This window comes from Lentibacillus populi, from assembly GCA_014642895.1.
Classification (GTDB): Bacteria; Bacillota; Bacilli; order Bacillales; family Amphibacillaceae; genus Lentibacillus_C; species Lentibacillus_C populi.
Genome location: BMJD01000004.1, coordinates 1 through 22,776, shown reverse-complemented (window position 1 = coordinate 22,776; position 22,776 = coordinate 1). Strand labels below are relative to the sequence as shown.

Sequence of the window (22,776 nt, the reverse complement as noted above, 5' to 3'; positions counted from 1 at the left end):
CTAAAGCGAGGGATTTTATATTTTTCATGCTATACTTATTGATGAGGTGCATTATCATGAGCAAATCAATTCAAATTCAACAAATTTTATTAAATCAGCTGCAGATTCCGACAAGGCTATTAACGAATTATAAAGCACTTGGCCTTAACGAAACAGAGGTCATGCTGCTATTACAAATTTATCGATTTATTTTCGATGAGAATGAATTTCCCACACCAGCTGAGCTTGCTTCTTTCTTGACCATCAATGAACAGGAATGCTCAAATGTGTTGCGTAAACTTATGCAAAAAGGGTTTTTGGCAATCGAACAAACAAAAAATGAACAAGGTATTTGGAGTGAAGTCTATTCATTAGATCCGCTTTGGGAGAAAATATTTTCAACAAATAAACCGGAAAATGGGCAGGAAGAGGGGACGATTTTTATTTTGTTTGAACAGGAATTTGGCAGGCCGCTTTCGCCATTCGAAATAGAAACGATAAATGTCTGGCTGGATGAGGATAAATTATATCCGTCCTTGATTAAAGCTGCACTACGGGAATCCGTTCTAATGGGGAAACTTAACTTTAAATACATTGATCGAATTTTACGAGACTGGAAAAAGAAAGGGATTCATACGGTAGAACAGGCAAGGGAAGCAACCAAATCATTCCATCAAAAACAGACATCGAAACAACCAGTTCCAACACAAAAACGAGACACATCATTTTACTATAATTGGTTAGAGGGGGACGAGTAAAGATGCTGACTAAAAAACAGGTTCAGCATTGTTTGGATGTAATGCGTGCAATGTTTCCTGAGGCAAAATGCGAGTTAAACCATGCTAATCCGTTTGAGTTAGTAATTGCCGTATTATTATCTGCACAGTGCACCGACGTATTGGTTAATAAAGTCACAGAAGACCTGTTTAAAAAATATAAAACGCCTGAAGATTATTTAGCTGTTTCGTTGGAGGAATTACAGCAGGACATCCGCTCCATTGGCCTATACCGAAATAAGGCAAAAAATATCCGCAAATTATGTCAAATGTTGATTGATGACTATGGTGGAGAAGTACCAAAATCGAAGGAAGAACTGATGAAACTGGCTGGAGTTGGCCGAAAAACGGCAAATGTTGTTGCTTCGGTGGCATTTCACGAACCAGCTATTGCTGTAGACACACATGTAGAAAGGGTCTCAAAGCGTCTGGCCATATGTCGTTGGAAGGATTCGGTGCTGGAAGTAGAAGAAACGTTGATGAAAAAGGTTCCAAAGGAAGAGTGGAGTGAAACCCATCACCTCTTGATATTTTTTGGCCGGTATCATTGTAAGGCGAAGAATCCAAATTGTCCGGAATGTCCGTTATTGAATATATGCAGAGAAGGACAGAAGCGGATGAGAAAACGGTTATAATGTGATGTTACAGGTGTATAAAATAGTGTTTTCAACTAGTTGGCATAGAAACAGGCAGGCAGTCGAGTCGGGGCAGTTTCGCGCCGTGAAAACTTTTTGAATAACCACCAAATAGGAAAGAGGCAGCTCTCTAACGAGGCTGCCTCTTTCCTTGATAAAAAATCTGCTCATCCTTCTGGTTCACCACCTTCTTCCTCACCTTGCTCGTTTTCACTACCGTCTTGACCACCACCTTGCTCACCATTATTACCGTCTTCGTTTCCGTCGCCATCATCTCCTGGTGGTGCTTCTTCACCAGGAATGGTAATGGTTGTACTTTGCGGTTCACCTCGGGCACCTTGTGTATCGCCATTTTTTCCGACTGGTGTAACCGAAATAGTATACGTCCTACCCGGCTGGGCATTGTCAATTTTAATGCCATTCGAATTCACTGTTTGCTGCTGTGACCCGTCGCCACTTACGGTTACTTCAAATACAGCTGCAGGCCCATTATACTTCCACGATACATCAATCGTGTTATTCTTATAGGTCGCTTTCAATCCACTGACAGGCTCCATTTCCCCTTGATTTTCCTCGTTATCTTCATCATCTTCACCTTCTCCAGGAACCGTCACTGTTGTTGATTTGGCTTCACTCGTTTCTTCGTTTTCATTACTGATTGCAACAACTTGAATCGTATACTCACTACCTGGTTCAACACTTGAGATTTCCATTGATGTATCACCTGTAGTCGAGAGCTCCTGCATCTGGCCGCCGTCAACACTGGCACTTACCTGGAAGGAAACATCTTGATCCTTGTCATAGTCCCATTTTACATTAATTTTGTTTTTATCTTTATCATATTCTGCCGTCAAACCACTAACTGGATCAAGCTTATCGTATTTCTCCGAAGTTTTTGTGGGCTCGGTTCCTTTTACGAATAACTCGGTTACAATATTCGAATCCGGAGTGTATGCACTAGGCAATTTGGCCGGATTTGATCCTTTTTCAACCCCAACTTCAACAACTGAATCTGGTTTCTTGAAATCTGCCGTTTCGATACCGTCAGAGATATGTGACATCGTGTTTTTAAACAACGCATGCGGTATCTTGGTGTTGTCACCGGATAAACCAATATCATTATTGTTGTAACCCGTCCATACGGATATGGTGTAATTGGTGGTATAACCACTAAACCATGAATCCGGGCTTCCTTCTACTCCTGGTCGGTTTGTTGTTCCAGTTTTACCGACAACCGGTAGCCCTGGGACATCAGCCAATTTACCGGTACCACTTGTAATTGCTGTTTTCAGCATATCTGACATCATATAGGCTGTATAATCCGACATTACTGGTTTTTGTTTTGGTTTTAAATCTACTGTCCGTCCATCAGGGTATTCTACCTTTGTCACGGAATACGGTTCACTTGAGATACCTTCATTAGCAAAGGCACGATAGGCTCCTGCTAGCTCAAGTGGAGAAACGCCTAATTCGCCACCGCCTATTGTATCGGTACCGATCATATCTTTATCAAATTTAATGCCTAATCCCTCGGCAAATTTCTGTGCATTGCCCTGTCCGACTTCCTCAACAGTTTTCATTGCTGGAACGTTTAACGACTCTTCTAATGCTTTTCGTATTGACATCCAGCCCTGATATTGGCCATTCCAGTTTCCAACTTTTTTATCTGATCCCGGAATTTGATACGGTTTGTCATCATTCATTTGATGGTAAGTAGACCATTTTTCATATTCGATAGCTGGGCCATAAGCTAGGATTGGTTTCATGGTTGAACCTGCTTGTCTGTTTGTACCAATCGCATAATTGAATCCATCATTTTCAAGTCCGCCGCGCGCACCGCCAATTGCTCGTATTGCCCCGTTTTTCGAGTCCAATACAACCATGCCGGCCTGCATATCGACCATTTTCTTCGTTTTCGGATCTTCTACCTTCTCCGGGTATTGGATTGGATTATCTTCTTCATCGGATAATAAAAATTCTACATGTTCTTGTATGTCCTTATCGATTGTTGTGTATATTTTTAATCCATCCGTGTATATATCTGCACCATCAATTTTCTTTTCCACTTCTTTTCGCACTTTTTGCAAAAAGGCTTCGTATGGAGTAGAGTCTGGATGGGAATCAGTTAATAATGACGGAATGTCAACTTTTCGCGCTTCATCCGCCTGTTTTTGCGTTATTTTTCCATGCTTGACCATCAGTTTTAGAACTGTATCCATCCGTCCCTTCGTTAAATCCGGGCTTTGATACGGGTTATAAGCAGACGGACGCTGTGGTAATCCAGCTAAAATCGCCGCTTCCGGCAGTGTTAATTCTTTTAAATCAGTTTTTCCGAAATAAATCTGTGCTGCTTTTGCTACACCATATGCACCACTGCCGTAATACACTTTATTCAAATACATTTCCAGTATCTCTTCCTTGGAATAATCCCGCTCCAATTGCAGGGCAAGCCACATTTCCTGTACTTTCAGACTGATTTTTTTCTCATGTGACAAAAAGGCTTGTTCGACAACCTGCTGGGTAATGGTGCTTGCTCCTTCAGAACCAAATCCGTGTTTTATATTTGCGACGATAGCGCCGCCGACACGTACGGGATCAACCCCATGATGCTGAAAGAAGCGGGAATCCTCCGTTGCAGTAACCGCATCAATCAGAACTTTCGGCAAATCATCATAATTCACTTTTGTCCGCTGCTCCGCACCTAGATCGGCAAATAACTCGCCGTCCATGTCATAAATCTTTGAAGAAAATGGATCCTGTAATTTGGCTGCATCCAATTTTGGTGCCGTGGCAATAAAATAGGTGAACATTGCGCCTACTCCAATTACCATCGCTAAAATAGCGATCCCGGTATAAAGTAATATTCGTTTCCATAATGGTTTTTTCTTTGCTTTCTTTTGTTTTCTTCTTGCTACACGAGATTGGCTATTTTCTGCCATAGCTCATTCCTCCGTCTCTAAAAATAAAGCTTATCAATCACCCGCAAGTAATCCACTCTTTTTTGAAAGTGAAAGGGGATAGAGTATCCGTTTTGTTTGATGGTTTGATAGGGGACTGATTTGCGTCCACCGGTTAATTTATCATGCCAATACGGAAAAAGCTTCTCAGCAGGCACATAATAAGTTTCATCCAAAACAGCAAACCGGATCAGTATAAAACAAATGCCACCATGGTTTACAATCGATTGCATATGTCTGATCTGGTGATCGTGAATATTTGCAAGTGGAAATCGTGATGTATGCTTTGTTTCCTTTGCCTCAAAATCGACATATTTTCCCCGATACAGACCATTATAATCTGTTGTTGATGCTTGCTTAAAATACCCTTCCGTAATAACCGCTGCACTCCGCCTTGGATAATGAACGTTAACGATTTGTACAGGAGTTGGTTTTTTATGAATAACGGCTATATCACTCTCTAAATAATATACATTTGTTATATTAATATCTTCTTCCAGTGTCATCCCCCGATTACTAAAGCTGTCTTTTGTTTCGGCTTCACCTTTCCTTTGCAGGCTATGATGTTTTTTTCCATTCGGATAATTCATACCCATTCCCCCTTGCATATTACAGTATCATAACAGAAAAACTGGCGCTTGATAACTGTTAATGCATAATCCAATCCGCAAAAACGGAACCTAAGCAATAGAATAATGGAACCTGCTTAGGAGTGGGAGCATCATGCAGACAAAACACGATTATCTTTATTATATAATAAAGACGACAAAAGAGCATAATCTTGATAACATTACCCGAACAAAAGCATACCAAAACTTTTATCTCCGGTTTCCAGAAATAAAATGGTCATTTATTGCCAGTATCGTTTCCCGAAACGCTGGGTGGAATATGACGGATCTTCGCCTGCCGGCTTTCCAAACACTTCTTGGCAAGGAGAAACGGGAGCGCTTGTTCATGACCTATGAACGGGCAAACTGGTTAATTTTTTCTGACGCCTATCCGCAATTATTGCTTTATCAACTTTCCAAACAACAGAAAACCCCATTGTTTCATTTGTTGCCGGAATTACGTGTTTCCAGGTTTATGGCCAATGAATGGTACCATTTTTGGCAAAATCACGATGATGATAGGTTAATGATTGCTTTGATCATTAATGAGCAAAACGTCATTCAGCTTCCCGTCATTAAACAGACTTATTTCAAGTATCGAGTATTTTTAAGACTTCCATACCTCTTGCAGGATTTTTTATTCATGAATGCCGTCCTGTTACCGACAAGATCGACTGTATTATATGGTTCGTTTGTGCACGATTTTACGAACCTGACGAAGCGGGTCAATTTAGGAAAACGACTTGCCACGATGATTTTCCATCCGGACGTCTATGGGAAGCTGCTGGATTTTGCCCGCAACATTGAACATACTGGTTCCCGTCGCGATTATGAGCGTTTTCTGAATATACGCGTACCTAAAAGCCCATTGCTGCGTGTTGCTTATCCAATAATCTCCCATCAAGATACTATTCGTAATGATTGGTATGTATTGGGGGGCATGAAGAATAAATGGCTGGAAGAATTGCCAGGTGATCTGGAGCTTAACGACGTCGGTTCGTCCTTCTATCATAAGAGAAAAATGTTATTTGCCTACTGCCGTATTAAAAATGCCATCATGGGGAAATCAAATTAAAAAAATCGGCCTTGAAGCCGATTTTGTAGTTAAGTCGATGGCCGATTAGGGCCGTCTAATTTTTTGTTTCCATACCCACGTTGATCTTTTTGTTGCTTTTCATCGGTCTTGCGTTTATTTTCCTGTTTCTTCATTCTGCATGCCTCCTTTTTCTTAGGATAAAAAGCGTAAAATTCCAGCTCTATTCAGCTTGAATCAGAATAGGCCGCGTCCGGCTTCAGCGCCCAGCGGCTAGTGGACACACCCGCCTTCGTACGATAAGTCAACATCGGTTCGCTTACGCCTTTGTTATTAGCTTGTCTAATTTTAGAGAAAAAATAAGTCTTGGCACTAGTTTTAACTGTTTTTTTCTAGTTTTGTCGAATGGGAAGGGACTATTTCATTTTTACCGAATTAAATATGTAAACATAATAACGAGCGAAGGGGTGAGGAAGGTGACAATCGCGGCTCGAAGGCTATCATATTCGAATAATGGAATGGATAGGCAAACATTCGCAAATTCATTGCAGCAAATATCAGATCAGTTAAGATGGGTTGATCAAAAATTAACGATGCAAGTGGATAATGAAATCGTTGATGCATTCTATTCTCAGCAAAAAAAGATTAACAAAATACAAGCAAATATAAACCATGTAAAATGAACTCTTTTCGGATCTATTGGCCGACCAATAAGCAGGTGAAAGTCGTGCAAACCGCCCTCTATTCATGATAAAGTAAAAGAGACTTTATCAAAAGGGCGGTTTTTCGATAATGGAACTAAAGGAACAAACCGAAACATTAAAAAAATATTTAGATCAATTGAAGGAACAGTATGAACATAATGATCCTCCAAAAGATAAAAGAGATAAGGAATTCTTTTCATATGTAAAAGAAACTACTTCACCAATATATAAACTTGTGGAAGATTGGGAAGAGAACGCACTAACAGCGATCAAACAAAGGAAAGCAAATGTCCACCCACAGCAAGTACAGTCAACACGGGAAAACTTGGAACTGCTTTTAATGCACAGTTTTTATATCGATGTAAAACGGAAGCGCTATATGGAATTGAATCATTCCATCCATTACGTCCTCGATCAATTACAAAGGGAAATAACGGATTAAAAGCGCTTTACATTCACTGCATTGTTTCGTATAATTACTTTCCACTTGGAGTGAAAGGGGAAAGCGGAATGAACAAAGAGGGTTTAATCAATGAGGCAAAAAAAATGACAGAAAAAGCGTATGTTCCTTATTCAAACTTTCCGGTTGGTGCAGCTTTGCTAACCGGTACAGGGAAAGTGTATACTGGATGCAATATTGAAAATGCAGCATTCCCGGTTACCTGCTGTGCGGAACGGGTTGCTATCTTTAAAGCAATTTCAGATGGAGAAACAGACTTTAAAGAAATGGCTGTTGCAGCGAATACGGAAAGGCCAGTCCCACCATGCGGATCATGTCGTCAGGTAATGAGTGAGTTTTTCGACAAATCAATGCATGTCCATTTGGCAAACCTGGACAACAATACAAAAACAGTCACTGTTGAAGAACTATTACCTTTTTCGTTCCAGTCAGATGATATGGCAAGGTCAAATTAAAAGGAGCTGTTGTTATCCAGCTTCTTTTTTAAAAGTAAAGAGAGTATAAAAATTTAGGCTCTATTCTGCTTACGTCAGAGTTGGCCATGTCTAGCTCCAGCGCCCAGCAACTAGCAAACTTCACGCTCCTACACTACGATAAGTCAACATCGGTTCGGGTAGGAAGGAAGGCCGACTAAGAACGGCCTTTGCGGCCAACGTCGGCATACCCCTGTTGCAGGGGCATGTTTCCTTTATCTCATTGCGGAGTGCTCCAGTTTGTACGTTGCTAAACGGGCGCTTCCGCTTTTCTTATTTAAAATGGCATATATACAAAAAAGATTAATACAATTAAAATTGACATTAGCTTGTTTATTTGAAAAAATATAGATGAACTTTGTGCAGAATATGAGGTGATGATAACAATGAACGTGAATCGCATTCAACTCAGTGGAAAAGAAATTCTCGAGAAGAATTTCAAAACAGCTATGCGCGGTTATAACCAGGAAGAAGTAGATGAATTCCTAGATACAATCATACAAGACTATGAAGCATTTCAACAGGAAATCGAACGGCTTGAACAAGAAAATGAGCGATTAAGAAAACATTCTGATCAAACCAGAACACGGACACAAGCACCGAATCATCAGGTTAATTATGACATTTTAAAACGTTTATCGAACCTGGAAAAAGCAGTATTTGGCAAAAATGTCGCCGACTCTCAATAAGTACTTTTTTTAACAGTGAAACAGCACGAAAAATGTGGTATACTGTTTACAGATGAGAATTGAATACTTGTGTAATCGCTGCATGTCACATGCAGAGGAAAGTCCATGCTCACACAAACTGAGACGTTTGTAGTGTTCGTGCTTGACGAAATCATAAGTCAAGGTAGCCTTCATTGGTTAACGGCAGGAGAAATTCCTATAGTCTAAAATGATATGGAATACGCTCCTTGAAGGTGCCACAGTGACGTAGTCCAGGTGGAAACGCCTGGAGTGGAACGAGGTAAACCCCGCGAGTGAGCAACCCAAATAATGGTAGGGGCATCCTTTAGTAGGGAAATGAACCGAAAAAGGGACAAGCTATTCGCTTGTAGATAGATGATTACGACCAAAGTACAAGGCTGACCACCGATGGAGTACAATGGAACAGAACATGGCTTATCGAGTATTCAATGGTCGAAAACGAAACCAAACCTTTCTATTGGCATATTACTTGCCGAGTAGAAAGGTTTTTTGTGTTTTAAGATTTGTTGTCTGGTTTTCTTTTTACTTTTCGTAACAGAATGGTAAACTAAAAGTAATCTACATAAAGGAAACGAGTGAAGGTATGGTACACCATGTAAAAATAATCGCGACAGCGGCAATGGGATTGGAATCTGTCGTTGCAAATGAAGTAAAAGAACTTGGTTATGATGCAGAGGTTGAAAACGGTAAAGTACGCTTTCGAGCACCAGTTTCAGCAATCTCACGTTGTAATTTATGGCTTCGTTCAGCCGATCGGGTTCGCTTGCTTGTTGACGAATTTACCGTGAAAACATTTGATGAGCTATTTGAACAGACGAAAGCACTGCCTTGGGAAGATTTTATAAGTGAAGATGGGCAATTTCCCGTATCTGGCAAATCGGTAAAATCAATATTACATAGTGTCCCAGACTGTCAAGCTATTGTAAAAAAGGCAATTGCTGAACGATTGAAACTGAAATATGGACTAGCGACAAAAATGCCGGAAACAGGTGCACTTTACAAGGTGGAGGTTGCACTACATAAGGATACTGCCCAACTGACCATTGATACGTCCGGGACAGGGCTCCATAAACGCGGATATCGGGTTGGTCAAGGGGAAGCACCATTAAAAGAAACAATGGCTGCAGCACTTGTCCTGCTAACGAATTGGAAACCAGATGATACATTTATTGACCCATTTTGCGGTTCCGGTACGATCCCGATTGAGGCAGCACTGATTGGGCAAAATATTGCACCTGGATTTAACCGGGAGTTTGCCTCGGAAAATTGGGGATTCATAAAAGGTTCCGTTTGGGAGCAGGCGTTTGAAGAGGCGGAGGATTTGGCAAATTATGATCAGCAGCTTGATATCATTGGCACAGATATCGACCATAAGATGGTAAAAATCGCAATGGATAATGCAACAGAGGCAGGACTTGGCGATTTAATCCAGTGGAAACAAATGCAAGTGAAAGATTTATTTATCCGCAAACAAAATGGTTATATCATTGGTAATCCGCCATATGGTGAGCGAATAGGGGACCATAAGACCATTGCAACGATGTACAAAGACCTGGGGAATATCATGAAAGACCATCCAAGCTGGAGTGTGTACATTCTTACTGCATTTCAAGATTTTGAAAAGCATTATGGACAAAAAGCAACGAAAAAGCGAAAACTTTTTAATGGATTCATTCGTACTGATTATTACCAGTACTTTGGAAAGAGACAGAGGGGAGAGATTTAAATGGAAAATAATACAACGCTATTGGAAAAGGATTTTCGGGAATTATTGAAGGAACAGAATGCTTATCGGGAAGCAATCGCACTGACGCAATGGGATATGCGGACAAAAATCCCGAAAAAAGGTATAGAACAGCGGGCAGAGGTTGTTGGCTTCCTGTCCGAAAAACTGCATCAATTGGAAACCTCGGAGAAAATGAAATATTTTATTGATATGTTAAAAGACAAAACGGGGGACGAGGTAATCGCGAAAACAGTAGAGGATTGTGAAGAAACGTACGAACGCAATAAAAAAATTCCGCACGACGAATTCAAAGCGTATGTCATGCTGCAAGCAAAATCAGAGGCTGTTTGGCAGGAGGCAAGAGAGAAAGCTGACTTCTTAATGTTTCAGCCATATTTGGAAAAATTAGTTGATTACAATAAAAAATTTGCGAACTATTGGGGATATGAAGATAACATCTATGATGCCCTTTTACATGAATATGAGCCAGGGGTTACGACAAAGACTTTGGATGATGTATTTCCCAAGCTCAGAAAATCATTAACGTCCTTACTTGAACAAATCAATCAAAGCAGTACAAAACCGGATCCTTCTGTATTAACCGGACACTTTCCGAAGCAGGATCAACGGGCATTTACATTAGACGTTTTAAAGCAGATGGGGTATGATTTTGCTTCTGGCAGGCTTGATGAAACGATTCATCCATTTGCAATTGGAATAAATCAGAACGATGTCCGGGTTACAACGAGGTACGATGAGGAAGATTTCCGAATGGCTGTGTTTGGCACCATCCATGAAGGGGGACATGCCCTTTACGAGCAGAATATCAGCGGGAAGCTTGCTGGAACACCACTTGCAGCCGGAACTTCAATGGGCATCCATGAATCACAATCGTTATTTTGGGAAAATTTTGTCGGACGCAGCAAAGCTTTCTGGCAAACCCATTATCAGCTGTTTAAATCGTATGCACCAAGCCATTTCGATACCGTAATACTTGATGATTTCTACCGTGCAGTTAATGAGGTGAAAGCATCATTCATCCGGATCGAAGCAGATGAATTAACCTATCCACTCCACATCATGATCCGTTATGAACTGGAAAAGGCATTGATTAATGGTGATATTATGGTTGCCGATTTGCCACATCTGTGGAATGAAAAGATGGTGGATTATCTTGGGATAAAACCGCCAACTGATCGGGAAGGTGTATTACAGGATATTCACTGGGCCGGCGGCGATTTCGGCTATTTTCCATCCTATGCACTCGGTTACATGTATGCGGCACAGTTCCAGCATGCAATGGCAAAAGATCTGAATCTTGATAGTGTAATAGCAAATGGCGATTTTGCCCAAATTAGACAATGGCTTACAAAAAACATCCATCAATACGGAAAAATGAAAAAACCATTAGAAATTATTAATGAAGTAACAAATGAATCGTTAAATCCGGATTATTTGGTTGCTTACCTGACCAATAAATATACCGATATCTATAACCTGTAAAAAACAGGGGAGCGCTGCTCTCCTGTTTTTTACAGGAATACCCACTACCTCTAAGCGTGAGTAAAACAAAAAACGTAAAGGTAGGGCAGGAAGGGGATCACTCCTACTGAAGGAAGTTTCGCTTTATTTAGGGTGTATATTGGTTATTTTGTTACTTTGATTAATCCGGCAGCACCTTTTGTAGCATGATTGAATTGATGTGTAACAAATTTATAGTCGCCAGCTTCTTTTAAAGTGAACTCGACGACTGCTCCTCCACTAGCTGGCAGCATGATCGTTTGCATTCCTTTATAGTGGTTTGCCGGGTTACCATCGATGTATACATCATCAAACATAGTTCCGATCACATGGAAACTGCTTACTTCATTTGGTCCAACATTATTTACGTAGATCCGTACTTTGTCACCTTCCTTGGCCTCAAGCGGTGAATGGATAACTGCTCCAACTGTACCATTTGTATTTGGCTGGCCTTGATGCAGTGCCTTTGTGGAAAATACGACGTGAGATGGTACACCATTTGTCATATCATCCAGATCATTGTATTTATACCATTCGTTTTGAATAACAACATATTCTTTATCCACTTCCTGATCTGTCGGGTATCCATCAGCTGGCTTGACAATAATCACCCCGTGCATTCCATTTGCGATGTGAGAGAGAACAGGGTCTGTCCCGCAGTGATACATAAATACTCCAGGATTGGATGCCTGGTAAGAGAATGTTCCTTCTTCATTTGGTGCAACATCGGTAAAATTTTTACTTGGAGCTGTGTGTACCGCATGGAAATCCATGCTATGTGGGATTGCCGGATCATGATTTTCCAATGTAAAATGGATCGTATCACCCTCATTTACTACAACTAGCGGACCCGGCGCCTGACCGTTAAATGTCCATGCTTTATAAACGTTTCCTTCGTCAATTTCAATGTCGGAAATTTGGGCTGTCATCTTCACGTATACATCTGATCCATCTCGTTCCATTTCCAAAGGGATTGGTTTTTCATTAAGATCCGCGTGTTGCTTGATAACATTTGGTGTTTTTGCGTTCACGGTTTCAGTAGCTTTTTCAAGATCGGGAGATACTTCTGGTTTGGTTTCATTTGTTTCATTTGCACAAGCAGCTAGCAGTAGTACTAATGAACTTAGTCCGACAATTGCACGAAACCCAAGCTTTTTAAACATGATTACTCACCCCATAAATGTTTTGATGGATAAGTAGAGCTTTTCCATCCAGTCATAAAAGACTTAAGTTGTTCTACCGAATGACTGAATGGTTTATCTTATCCTCACTTTCAGTTTAGTTGATAAAGACAGTTGACAAGCGTGATCCAGATCACAGATGTATTGTGCGTATGTGAACAATATTTGACTGATAATTAATGTGATTAGTATGGTTAATAACCTTGATATAGTAATAATAGTGGGGGTGATTGAAGGGAATAAAATATGTTATCTTTCGCTATATTTGTGATTTAATTCACAATAAATTGAGAGAGTTAACAAGCTATAAAACATGAAAGGACGCATTGGTTCTAACCAATGCGTCTCGGGTTTAAAGCAGTTCCTATTTTAAGAATTTCCAATTGGCCAATCAAATGGTGGTGACCCTGGTGGCGAATGCTGGATAATATCCATAAATGGAATGGTATAAGCGAAAAGAATGAGTACTACTGTTAAGCCAATCCAAAGCTTCCAGTTCTCCAGGAATTTAGGTGTTGGCTCTGCATCTTTTTCCTCTTCAGCAATCGGAAATTCCTCTGTACCTTTTGGCGCGAAAAAGGTGAGATTAAGAAAGATGTATACCATTAATAAGATACCTATAAATAAAATAGTACCACCAATTGCCTGACCAATCTGATAACCAATCCAGTCCGATGCCTGCTCTGTACCACTATATGTGGAATAAGCAGAGCGCCTTGGTGCGCCAAGCAGTCCAGCAATGTGCATGGATCCGGACATAAAGAACATTCCAACAGTCCAAATGATCGTTTGGATAATCCCCAGTCTGTTTATCTTCGCCGTCAGCTTACGACCGGTCAAAACCGGGATAAGCCAGTAGGAGATACCAAAAAACGTCAAGATAACCGTTGTAGCTACCGTTAAGTGAAAATGTCCGGTAACCCAGATAGTGTTGTGGACAACAGCGTTTAGCTGGTGGGACGCATTAATGATCCCGCCAGTTCCTGCCGGGATAAAGGCCAGCATACCGATCATCGGTGCGAAAAAGCGTACATCCTTCCATGGCAAGTGTTTAAACCAGCCGAACAAGCCGCCAAACCCTTTTTTTCTTCCGGTTATTTCAAATGTGGCAAACAACGAAAACGCCGTTAATAATGATGGGATGATGACCATAAATGTTAGTACAACTTGAATGAATTTCCATGTTGGATCAATTCCCGGTTCTGTTAGCTGATGGTGAAATCCAACCGGAATCGAGAACATGATAAATAAAACAAACGCTAAACGGGCAAGTGAATCACTAAATATTTTACCACCGATAATTTTCGGGATAATCGCATACCATGCCATGTATGCCGGCAGCAGCCAAAAATAGACTAATGGATGGCCAAAATACCAGAATAAAGTCCGGCTGACTAGTACGTTAATTGTCTCTGCATAGCCTAATGACCATGGAATGAATTGGACAAGTACGGTAGCAGCAACACCAAGCGTTGCGATTAACCATAGTATCATGTTTGCCACAACCATAAATGCTAATAGTGGCGATTTTACCCCTTTATGCGCTTTTTTCCATCGATACAACTGATGAAAATTAACAAAGCAGGCGAACCAGCTGCCGATAATGACCAGCGCCAAACCAATGTAAAAAACGGGATGTGCCTTAAGTGGTGCATAAAAGGTATAAAGTACATTCGCTTTTCCTAATAAAATAGTTGTTGCAGTCATAATTGTCCCGACAAGCATCACCCAAAAGCCAAGCCAGGCAATTTTCCGTTCCTTTACGGTCATTCCAACTGTTTTACCCATTAATGCATATTGAAACCCAATAATAAAGTACGTTGTCAGGACTAAACCGAGAATAACCCCGTGAACGGTTAATATCTGATAGTAATCGATTCCCCACGGAAGGGTCAAGGTGCCGGATCTGACTAGTGTTTGCAGAAGTCCCATCAAACCACCGATTAATAAAGAAATAAATGCTACAGCAATAAAAGCCAGCGAAAGTTTTTTATTCGCTTTCGTTAATTGTAATGTTTCACTTAACATTATTCTGTCACCTCCACAATCGCTCCCATAAGATGGTGCCCTGTCCCACAATACTCATTGCATAATAAGGTGTATTCTCCGGGCTCCTCCAAGATCGTTTCATAGCTGCTTATATAACCAGGTTCGACCATCATATTGACATTTGTTCCAGCTAATGAGAAACCGTGAACAACATCTTTTGAGGTTACTTGAAATAAAACAGTAGAACCTTTGGGGATACTTAACTTCTTAACCAGTGACCCATCATCATTTTTTCCCAAATCATAATTAAACGCGGAAGCAGCAACATTCACAATGTATTGCTTATCATCAACCTTTGTCAGTCCGAGGTTATCCGGCTGGAAGGCTTCATTTGCTTCGATGTTTTCGGGATCAATCGTCATCATATGGCTTTGCGGATGTGTTCCTTTATAAAAAGCACCGACTCCAATTACGACTAAAAAGACAATTAATGAACCAATTCCAAATAATAACCAGATCTTTTCATATTTGTGTAAATGCATAATTGATACTCCTTTCAAATGTGTGTTCAAAACTTATCTGGACATAAATAATGCATACACACCTGCCCAACTAACAATAATAAACACACCTAGCAACATGACAGATATAAAGGTACCTTTTAACTCTGGATTTTTCTTTTGTGTACTCGATTCATCTGTTTTCTTTGGCAAACCGGCCATCTCATTCCCTCCTTTTCAGCAATAATAGCTGTCTTTTGTTTTCATTCTACTTAATCTGAATAGGTAAACTGTGACAAACCTCACAAATAAACCAAAAGTCACAATTTTGACATCCTTTGCTAGAAAAAAATTCAATTCCTTATGGTCATGGAGCGGATTTGTCATAAATATCATCAAATAACACAGACTATCTTTAAAAAGGTGATTATATGACATACATTTGTTCAGCAGGTGTCGGTATTCCCAACTACGAAATCACCCAACAGGAGATAAAGGGACTGGTAGGTGAGTTATTCCCATACACAGAAAAACAGTTAGCAAGACTACTGCCGGTTTTTGATCATGCTGCAATAACGAAACGGCAATTTGCGGTAGCGAAAGATTGGTTTAAAGAAAGCCATACATTTCAGGAAAAAAATAATTTATATCAAATGTACGCCTGTCAATATGCACTTGAGGCGATTGATCATTGTCTTCTAAATCAGCAATTTTTGAACAAAGCTGTTCCATATGAAGCAATCGACATGATTATCTTTGTTTCAAGCACTGGTATTGCCACACCATCAATTGATGCGCACTTGTTCAATAAACGCCCGTTTCGGGAAGATGTGAGGCGAATGCCATTGTGGGGTCTTGGTTGTGCGGGGGGAGCAATCGGGTTATCCCGGGCATATGATTTTCTCGAGGGACACCCTGACAAAACAGTACTGGTTGTATGCGCGGAATTATGCAGTTTAACATTTCAAAAAGATGATCATAAAAAGAGCAATCTGGTTGGCAGTGCATTATTTGGTGATGGAACCGGTGCTGTATTGATGTGTGGCAATCATTCTTCCTATCGTTTTTACCGAACAAAAGTCTTACCTAAAATAAAACGTACAAGTTCGTTTACAAAGAAAAACAGTCTCCCTGTGATGGGCTGGGATATTACCAACAATGGGCTGGAAGTTGTCTTTTCCAAAAGTATCCCCAATCTTGTCCGGACACTTTGGAAAGACCATATCAATACATTTTTGCAAAACGTTAATTTAACAGAAAAATCGATTCACTCGTTTATCGTTCACCCAGGTGGAAAGAAAGTGTTACAGGCGATGGAGGAGACATTACGTATTACTGCGGAAAAACTGGAGCATTCGTATCAAGTGTTACGAAACCACGGAAATATGTCCTCGGCCACGGTGATTTATGTGTTACTTGAATGGATGAAAGAAACGGTCAAGGAAAAAGAGCAGAGTATAGTATCTGCATTGGGACCGGGGTTTAGTTCAGAACTATTATTATTGGAGTGGAACAAATGACGACATGGATGGGCTTATTAATTGGTGTAATAATCTGTCAGCGGTTGGCAGAGCTGTTTATCGCAAAAAGTAATGAGAAATGGATGAAGGCGCGAGGGGGAATTGAGAAAGGCAAAAAACATTACAAATGGTTCATTATGCTCCACGTGTTGTTTTTTCTTGCTGTCATTTTTGAGGCCTCAGCAAATGATACTGCAGAGCGGCAATTAAATTACTTTTTGGTCACGATCTTTATCGCTGCCCAGCTAGGCAGGTTTTGGTGCATCCATACGTTAGGCAGGTTTTGGAATACAAAAATAATTGTACTGCCTGGTGTATCACTTATTAAGAAGGGGCCTTATAAATATATGAAGCATCCAAATTACTTGATTGTGTTAGTGGAACTGTTTGTCATTCCGCTTTTAGTCGGTGCTTATTTTACCGCAATCCTGTTCCCGCTCCTGCACCTTGGGCTGTTAAAATTACGGATACCAAACGAAGAGAGGGCATTGACAAAAGCGACGTGAGAATACAACCTTAATAAAACGCAAAAGGCGGTAATCCAGTGTGATTACCGCTTTAGTATATTCGTTAAATTATTTTTTTACTACATTAGCTGCTTGCGGGCCACGTTCACCTTCAACAATTTCAAACGACACTTCTTGTCCTTCTTCAAGTGTTTTGAAACCTTCTTCTTGAATTGCGGAATAATGTACAAATACATCGTTTCCATCCTCGATTTGAATGAATCCATAACCCTTTTCCGCGTTGAACCATTTTACTACTCCGTTTTCCATTGTATTAAATCCTCCCTAAAACTTTCACGCAAAAGCATGCATACACATCCTCTAAAACGTGGTGATAATACAAAGCAGGATGATAGAAAAAAGGCAACCCATATAGAAGCGTAGGATCATAAGTTACATCCACTTCTATAGAAGCTGCCTGCCGTTCATGATTCCATACATCTTCTTTGCTTGTGTAAATAATAGCTTATTTTAATTGCCTCGTCAAGAATTAGCCTTAAAAATTCACTATTTTTTCAGATCTTTTAGGGGATGTTCAGGAAGCTCAGAAAATGATAGGCGGCCAACTCAGGCACTTGCTTGCTTCTCCGTTTTTTTGGCTAATATTGCACCTTTCCCGCTTGCAATGTGAATTATGAGAAGTTTTCCTTGGTGCTTTCAATCGCGCCGCCTTGACTTTCAAGACGCAATTCAATGATTTTTGAACCCCTACTTATAGCTATATTTTTACCGCCATTCACGTTATAATGAAGGCGTCTTCATAAATAAAGGATGGGGAAGGGAGTAATCAGGATGAAAACAGATATTGAAATTGCTCAGGAAGCGAAACTGAAACCAATCAGAGAAATAGCTGAAAGTCTTGATTTAACGGAAGATGACTGGGAGCCTTACGGACATACGAAAGCAAAATTGTCCGATAGGCTGCTGAAGAAATTGAATAGCGTACCAGACGGAAAGGTTATTTTAGTTACATCGATTAATCCAACCCCGGCTGGCGAAGGAAAATCAACGGTTACAGTTGGGCTGGGACAAGCACTGCATAAAATTGGGGAGAAAGCGATTATTGCGTTACGTGAGCCTTCCCTGGGACCCGTAATGGGGATGAAAGGGGGAGCAGCTGGCGGCGGTTATTCACAGGTACTCCCGATGGAAGATATAAACTTACATTTTACCGGTGATTTGCACGCCATAACAAGTGCGAATAATGCATTATCGGCTATGATTGACAATCATATTCAACGGGGAAACAAGTTGCAGATTGACCCCCGAAGAATTGAATGGAAACGAGTGCTGGATATGAATGATCGTGTGTTAAGGCAAATTGTTGTCGGATTGGGCGGTCCTAAACAAGGGGTTCCAAGAGAAGATGGGTTTACCATTACCGTTGCCTCGGAAATAATGGCAATTCTCTGCCTTGCAACTGGACTGGACGACTTAAAAGAACGGTTGGCTCGGATTGTTATCGGCTATACGTTTAAGGAAAAACCAGTAACCGTTAAGGATTTGAAAATAGAAGGTGCGCTTGCGTTACTGCTGAAGGAGGCAATCAAACCAAATTTGGTGCAAACGGTGGAAAACACGCCGGCAATCATTCACGGTGGCCCATTTGCCAATATTGCTCACGGCTGTAATAGCATTTTAGCAACAAAAACAGCTGCGAAATTAGGCGACTATGTTATAACCGAAGCGGGATTTGGCGCTGATTTGGGTGCCGAGAAATTTTTGGACATTAAAACACGGGCCGGTAACTTTGAACCAAGTGCAGTTGTCATTGTTGCAACCGTCCGAGCATTAAAAATGCATGGCGGTGTTGAGAAAGACCAGTTGACGACGGAAAATGTGGAAGCTTTGAAACAAGGCATGGCTAATCTTGAAAAGCATATCGAAACAATTGAACACTTTGGCTTGCCATATGTTGTGGCAATTAATAAGTTTCCGACAGATACCGAAAAGGAAACAAATTTTATTCATTCATGGTGCAGGGAAAAAGGAATTGATGTCGCCCTAACCGATGTATGGGCACACGGGGGAGAAGGTGGTATTGAATTAGCAGAAAAGGTTGTTCAAAAAGCGAACACAAAAGAACGTCATTTTAATCGAGTGTATGAATTAGACGAGCCGTTGGAAACCAAAATACGGAAAATAGCTCAAAAGGTTTACGGTGCAGTCGATATCGAATTTGCTGCGAAAGCAAAAAAACAACTGCAATTTTATCAGCAGCAAGGCTGGGGTAATCTGCCTGTCTGCATGGCCAAAACACAATATTCATTATCCGATAACCCGGCATTACTAGGAAGGCCTTCAGGATTCACCATAACAATCAGAGAATTGCGTGCTTCCATTGGTGCAGGATTTATCGTTGTTCTGACGGGGGAGATGATGACAATGCCTGGATTGCCCAAGCATCCAGCCGCATTAAATATGGATGTTACAGCTGATGGCAAGATTGCAGGATTATTTTAATGGAAAAAGGGGAACAGTTACTAAAAATACAAAATTATTGTCTCCCGCTTTTCCAGGACGATGCAACTGGCCATGATTTTTTTCATATGAAACGTGTTGCACGAATGGCGCGCTTGATTGCAAAGGAAGAAAATGCGGATACGTTCATTTGTGAGGCAGCAGCATGGCTCCATGACGTCGGCGATCATAAACTTTTTGCCGATCCTGAAAAAGCATTAAAAGAGACAGATTTATTTTTACAATCAATTGACATTACAGATGAATGGTTAAAACAAATAAAAACGGCAATGAAGGATGTTTCTTTCAGCAAAGGGCAGATACCGGAAACAATCGAAGGAAAAATAGTTCAGGATGCAGACAGGCTTGATGCTATTGGTGCGATTGGCATAGCCAGAACCTTTGCCTATGGAGGGGTCAGAGGGCAGTTGATTTATCATGATACGAATAGGGATAAGACATCGATCCAGCATTTTTATGATAAATTGTTGAAATTAAAAGCTGGGATGCATACAAAAACAGCAAAGCGGATCGCAGCTGAACGACACCTCTTCATGGAGGAATATTTGGCCCGATTTTTCAAGGAGTGGTGAAAAATAGCCGGTTTAGGTACTCAAAATCACTTAATCGAAAATCAATCTTTTTGGCGGCCTTTTTAAAACAAGTCGGGCAAGGAACCACCCTGCCCGACTTGTTTTTATCTTGTATTAATCTTAATCACCAACAGGTTCTTTCTGTGCTCTTCCGGTTTGCAACAGCCAATAATGCTGAAATATTTCCGTTATTCCGATGAGAAGACCAGTTAGGACCGCTCCCCAGAAGGTAACGTTTGTATCGACAAAAAGCATCGCTCCGAAATAAACTACTAGTGACGCGACAATAAAATCAATTGCCGTGCTTAACCAATTTGTGTTCTCACGTAACATCCATACTTCCATAAAATAGCCGATAACTGCCAAAACGACACCAATGATAATTGGCTGATACCAATAAGCAAAATCAACATTGGGAAAAATCCATGAAGCAAGTATAATGCCTACCGGACAGACAATTAATTTTACGATAAATCCACTCATTTTTATCCCACCTTTAAATATGATTACGCCTAGTATTCACCATATTGACGAGATTATTACAAAATGAGTGGATTTGTTCAAAAGACCATGTTACATTACGTGTTTAAATCCGTTTTGCTCCCAAATATTTTGCTTCCCAATAGGAATTGTTCATTTCGCTTATTTCGACCCCACGTGATTCCCCGGCGTGGATAAATTTTCCGTCACCCAAATAGATTCCCATGTGTGACGGACCTGGTTTATAGGTTTCAAAAAAGACCAGATCACCAACTGAGGGGCTGTCAACAGGTGAGGCAAAATTCCAGATATCACTAACCGTTCTTGGTGTAGTAATATCATGGGTTTGATATACATATTGAATGAATCCGCTGCAATCAAATCCACCTGGCGATTCTCCTCCCCATACATAGGGGGTGCCAACGTATTGGGTAGCGGCTTGTGCGATTTCAGCGTTATTGTTTCCTGTCACTTCCAAATTCATAACTTTACTTTTCTGGTTATCTGCTACCTGGTTTTGTTCCTCTGGCTGTGACTCTTGTTCGACTACTTTTTCCTGGCGGCTGCTTCCTTCTGCATCAGCCTTTTTGTATAATGCTGAGAGCTTTTGTTGTGTAACTTCATTCGTAAGCTCAATTCCAAGTTCGTCTTCAGCGGTTTCAAGTGCCCTGTTTGTCATCGGTCCGTAAATGCCGTCAATTTCCCCTTCATAATATCCAAAATAATGCAATGCTTGTTGAACTACTTTAACATCTTTGCTATGCAATCCAGGATAAATAGAATCAGATAAGTCCTTTATTTGCTCTAGATACATTGCCTTTTCCGCTTCAATTAATCTATATATCGTTTGAATGTCTGCCTGGCCTGTTACGACAACATTATTATCCTGTTGAAATTTTTTTAATGCATGTTCTGTCAGGATACCAAAATCACCATCCGTTTGATCGTCATAATAGGATAATTTATTCAGTTTTTGCTGTAATACACGAACTGTTTCTCCATGTTCGCCGTAGGAAAGAGTTTCTGCTTCCAATAGAAGTTTGTTTTGCAGGACAGGATATGCATCAACATAAACAGCGAGCGGCTGACTTAATACAAAGCTGTATAGCACGGATTGTTTGACAACTTGCTCTGGCAGTATATTTATCATGCAACGAGCTCCTTTCCCTTTTTTGTTCTTCTAATGGTGTTCAAAAGGAGGATAAACAGGAACGAGGTCGGTTAACGTCTGGAGGCATCCTGTTGCAACACCGCTGCCAGTACGTCTTGTGCGTCCAACTTGGAGGTGGCTTTATGAGAGCACCAGGGGAAAGCACTCCAAAGTATGCATCGCACGCAAAAAAGAAGTGGTATTCGGCAAGGATCGGGCTTGCACAGGACGTACCTGTTGTCTATTGACGTGGACGATTTGAGTAAAAAACCTTAAATGCTAATAGAAATCTCGAAACGTCATTTTTACCGGGATTTTGAACATCCTCTACACAGTTTTATGCCGAAATTAATGGTTTATGATCTACAGGAGATTACGTTTATGTTACAATGAATGAAAGAATGATTCGGTTTTATCCAGAACAAAGGCGCAAGCGCCGTTTAGCGGCGTATGGACTGCGCCCTGCCAAGCAGGGTGGTTCGGTGTTGCTGCGCAAAGCAGCGGTTTTAACCGAACATTCCTACGCAGGAGATAAAGGAAACATGCCCCTTCATAGGGTATGCCGACGTTGGCCGCAAAGGCCGTTCTTAGTCGGCCTTCCTTCCTACCCGAACCGATGTTGACTTATCGTACGGAGGCGGGTGTTGCACACTAGCCGCTGGGCGCTGGAGCCGGACGTGGCTTACTCTGCTGAGAGCAGAATAGAGCCTAAATTTATATACTTTTGTATGAAAACACTTATCGAGAAAAGCCAATACAAAGCTAGACCCTTCATCATTCAATTTTTTGAAGGGGTTAAATTATCTACGGGCTTT

General features: G+C 40.8%; 22 protein-coding genes and 1 other RNA gene. 14 read left to right on the top strand and 9 right to left on the bottom strand.

The genetic code is table 11. The features are described from left to right. Positions 1-56 precede the first annotated feature (56 nt). Complete coding sequence (locus IEX12_RS04170; protein ID WP_188724728.1) at positions 57-737, top strand: DnaD domain-containing protein; 681 nt, start codon at positions 57-59, stop codon at positions 735-737. Positions 738-739: 2 nt separating this feature from the next. Continuing rightward, complete coding sequence (nth, locus tag IEX12_RS04165) at positions 740-1,390, top strand: endonuclease III (RefSeq protein ID WP_088050430.1); 651 nt, start codon at positions 740-742, stop codon at positions 1,388-1,390. A gap of 167 nt (positions 1,391-1,557) precedes the next feature. On the opposite strand, the gene IEX12_RS04160 is transcribed toward nth, so the two are convergent. Both IEX12_RS04160 and recU read right to left on the bottom strand, forming a co-directional pair. Continuing rightward, the gene (locus tag IEX12_RS04160) at positions 1,558-4,329 is read right to left on the bottom strand and encodes a PBP1A family penicillin-binding protein (RefSeq protein ID WP_102415164.1); all 2,772 of its coding nucleotides are present in this window, start codon (positions 4,327-4,329) and stop codon (positions 1,558-1,560) included. Positions 4,330-4,346: 17 nt separating this feature from the next. Then, the gene (recU, locus tag IEX12_RS04155; RefSeq protein WP_102415165.1) at positions 4,347-4,937 is read right to left on the bottom strand and encodes a Holliday junction resolvase RecU; all 591 of its coding nucleotides are present in this window, start codon (positions 4,935-4,937) and stop codon (positions 4,347-4,349) included. A 133-nt stretch (positions 4,938-5,070) separates the two neighbouring features. On the opposite strand from recU, the gene IEX12_RS04150 reads away from it, so the two are divergent. The 8 genes from IEX12_RS04150 (at position 5,071) to IEX12_RS04115 (ending at position 11,564) form a co-directional block, all read left to right on the top strand. After that, on the top strand, positions 5,071-6,030 hold the full coding sequence (locus IEX12_RS04150) for a DUF2515 family protein (RefSeq protein WP_102415166.1): 960 nt from the start codon (positions 5,071-5,073) through the stop codon (positions 6,028-6,030). Between the two features lie 434 nt (positions 6,031-6,464). Next, a complete protein-coding gene (locus tag IEX12_RS04145; protein ID WP_188724727.1) occupies positions 6,465-6,671 on the top strand; it encodes a hypothetical protein in 207 nt (68 codons plus the stop codon). Between the two features lie 109 nt (positions 6,672-6,780). Then, a complete protein-coding gene (locus IEX12_RS04140; protein ID WP_088050425.1) occupies positions 6,781-7,134 on the top strand; it encodes a DUF1798 family protein in 354 nt (117 codons plus the stop codon). A 68-nt stretch (positions 7,135-7,202) separates the two neighbouring features. Continuing rightward, positions 7,203-7,607: a cytidine deaminase gene (locus tag IEX12_RS04135; RefSeq protein WP_088050424.1), complete on the top strand. Its 405-nt coding sequence runs from the start codon at positions 7,203-7,205 to the stop codon at positions 7,605-7,607. A gap of 404 nt (positions 7,608-8,011) precedes the next feature. After that, positions 8,012-8,314, top strand: coding sequence for a cell division regulator GpsB (gpsB, locus tag IEX12_RS04130; RefSeq protein WP_088050423.1), 303 nt, complete (start codon positions 8,012-8,014; stop codon positions 8,312-8,314). 63 nt (positions 8,315-8,377) lie between these two features. Beyond that, an RNA gene (rnpB, locus tag IEX12_RS04125) (RNase P RNA component class B) lies at positions 8,378-8,757 on the top strand. Between the two features lie 161 nt (positions 8,758-8,918). After that, entirely contained in the window at positions 8,919-10,061 is a 1,143-nt protein-coding gene (locus tag IEX12_RS04120) for a THUMP domain-containing class I SAM-dependent RNA methyltransferase (RefSeq protein WP_188724726.1), read from the top strand. Continuing rightward, a complete protein-coding gene (locus IEX12_RS04115) occupies positions 10,062-11,564 on the top strand; it encodes a carboxypeptidase M32 (RefSeq protein ID WP_188724725.1) in 1,503 nt (500 codons plus the stop codon). A 143-nt stretch (positions 11,565-11,707) separates the two neighbouring features. Here the strand turns inward: IEX12_RS04115 and IEX12_RS04110 are convergent, their stop codons facing one another. From IEX12_RS04110 to IEX12_RS04095, 4 genes are all read right to left on the bottom strand, one after another. Beyond that, positions 11,708-12,745 (bottom strand): multicopper oxidase domain-containing protein, encoded by a 1,038-nt coding sequence (locus IEX12_RS04110; protein ID WP_102415169.1) that lies wholly within the window; start codon positions 12,743-12,745, stop codon positions 11,708-11,710. 387 nt (positions 12,746-13,132) lie between these two features. Further along, the gene (locus IEX12_RS04105) at positions 13,133-14,791 is read right to left on the bottom strand and encodes a b(o/a)3-type cytochrome-c oxidase subunit 1 (protein ID WP_102415170.1); all 1,659 of its coding nucleotides are present in this window, start codon (positions 14,789-14,791) and stop codon (positions 13,133-13,135) included. Continuing rightward, positions 14,791-15,294, bottom strand: a complete 504-nt coding sequence (locus IEX12_RS04100) for a cupredoxin domain-containing protein (RefSeq protein WP_088050418.1) — start codon at positions 15,292-15,294, stop codon at positions 14,791-14,793. Before IEX12_RS04100 ends, IEX12_RS04105 begins: the two co-directional genes overlap by 1 nt. 33 nt (positions 15,295-15,327) lie before the next feature. Then, positions 15,328-15,474 (bottom strand): cytochrome c oxidase subunit 2A, encoded by a 147-nt coding sequence (locus IEX12_RS04095; protein WP_088050417.1) that lies wholly within the window; start codon positions 15,472-15,474, stop codon positions 15,328-15,330. 209 nt (positions 15,475-15,683) lie between these two features. Here IEX12_RS04095 and IEX12_RS04090 point away from each other — a divergent pair, with 209 nt between their 5' ends. Both IEX12_RS04090 and IEX12_RS04085 read left to right on the top strand, forming a co-directional pair. Further along, positions 15,684-16,772 (top strand): type III polyketide synthase, encoded by a 1,089-nt coding sequence (locus IEX12_RS04090; protein WP_102415171.1) that lies wholly within the window; start codon positions 15,684-15,686, stop codon positions 16,770-16,772. Beyond that, positions 16,769-17,278 carry an isoprenylcysteine carboxyl methyltransferase family protein gene (locus IEX12_RS04085; RefSeq protein WP_188724724.1) on the top strand — a complete coding sequence of 170 codons (510 nt, stop codon included), beginning with the start codon at positions 16,769-16,771 and terminating at the stop codon, positions 17,276-17,278. Before IEX12_RS04090 ends, IEX12_RS04085 begins: the two co-directional genes overlap by 4 nt. 69 nt (positions 17,279-17,347) lie before the next feature. Here the strand turns inward: IEX12_RS04085 and IEX12_RS04080 are convergent, their stop codons facing one another. Next, on the bottom strand, positions 17,348-17,548 hold the full coding sequence (locus tag IEX12_RS04080) for a cold-shock protein (RefSeq protein ID WP_088050414.1): 201 nt from the start codon (positions 17,546-17,548) through the stop codon (positions 17,348-17,350). Positions 17,549-18,070: 522 nt separating this feature from the next. Here IEX12_RS04080 and IEX12_RS04075 point away from each other — a divergent pair. Together IEX12_RS04075 and IEX12_RS04070 are read left to right on the top strand one after the other, a co-directional pair. Continuing rightward, positions 18,071-19,741, top strand: coding sequence for a formate--tetrahydrofolate ligase (locus tag IEX12_RS04075; RefSeq protein WP_102415173.1), 1,671 nt, complete (start codon positions 18,071-18,073; stop codon positions 19,739-19,741). Continuing rightward, complete coding sequence (locus IEX12_RS04070; protein WP_088050412.1) at positions 19,741-20,331, top strand: HD domain-containing protein; 591 nt, start codon at positions 19,741-19,743, stop codon at positions 20,329-20,331. Before IEX12_RS04075 ends, IEX12_RS04070 begins: the two co-directional genes overlap by 1 nt. A 120-nt stretch (positions 20,332-20,451) precedes the next feature. Here IEX12_RS04070 and IEX12_RS04065 read toward each other — a convergent pair whose 3' ends face one another. Together IEX12_RS04065 and IEX12_RS04060 are read right to left on the bottom strand one after the other, a co-directional pair. After that, positions 20,452-20,814: a DUF2512 family protein gene (locus IEX12_RS04065; protein ID WP_088050411.1), complete on the bottom strand. Its 363-nt coding sequence runs from the start codon at positions 20,812-20,814 to the stop codon at positions 20,452-20,454. A gap of 103 nt (positions 20,815-20,917) precedes the next feature. Further along, on the bottom strand, positions 20,918-21,961 hold the full coding sequence (locus tag IEX12_RS04060; RefSeq protein WP_088050410.1) for a C40 family peptidase: 1,044 nt from the start codon (positions 21,959-21,961) through the stop codon (positions 20,918-20,920). Between the last annotated feature and the right edge of the window lie 815 nt (positions 21,962-22,776).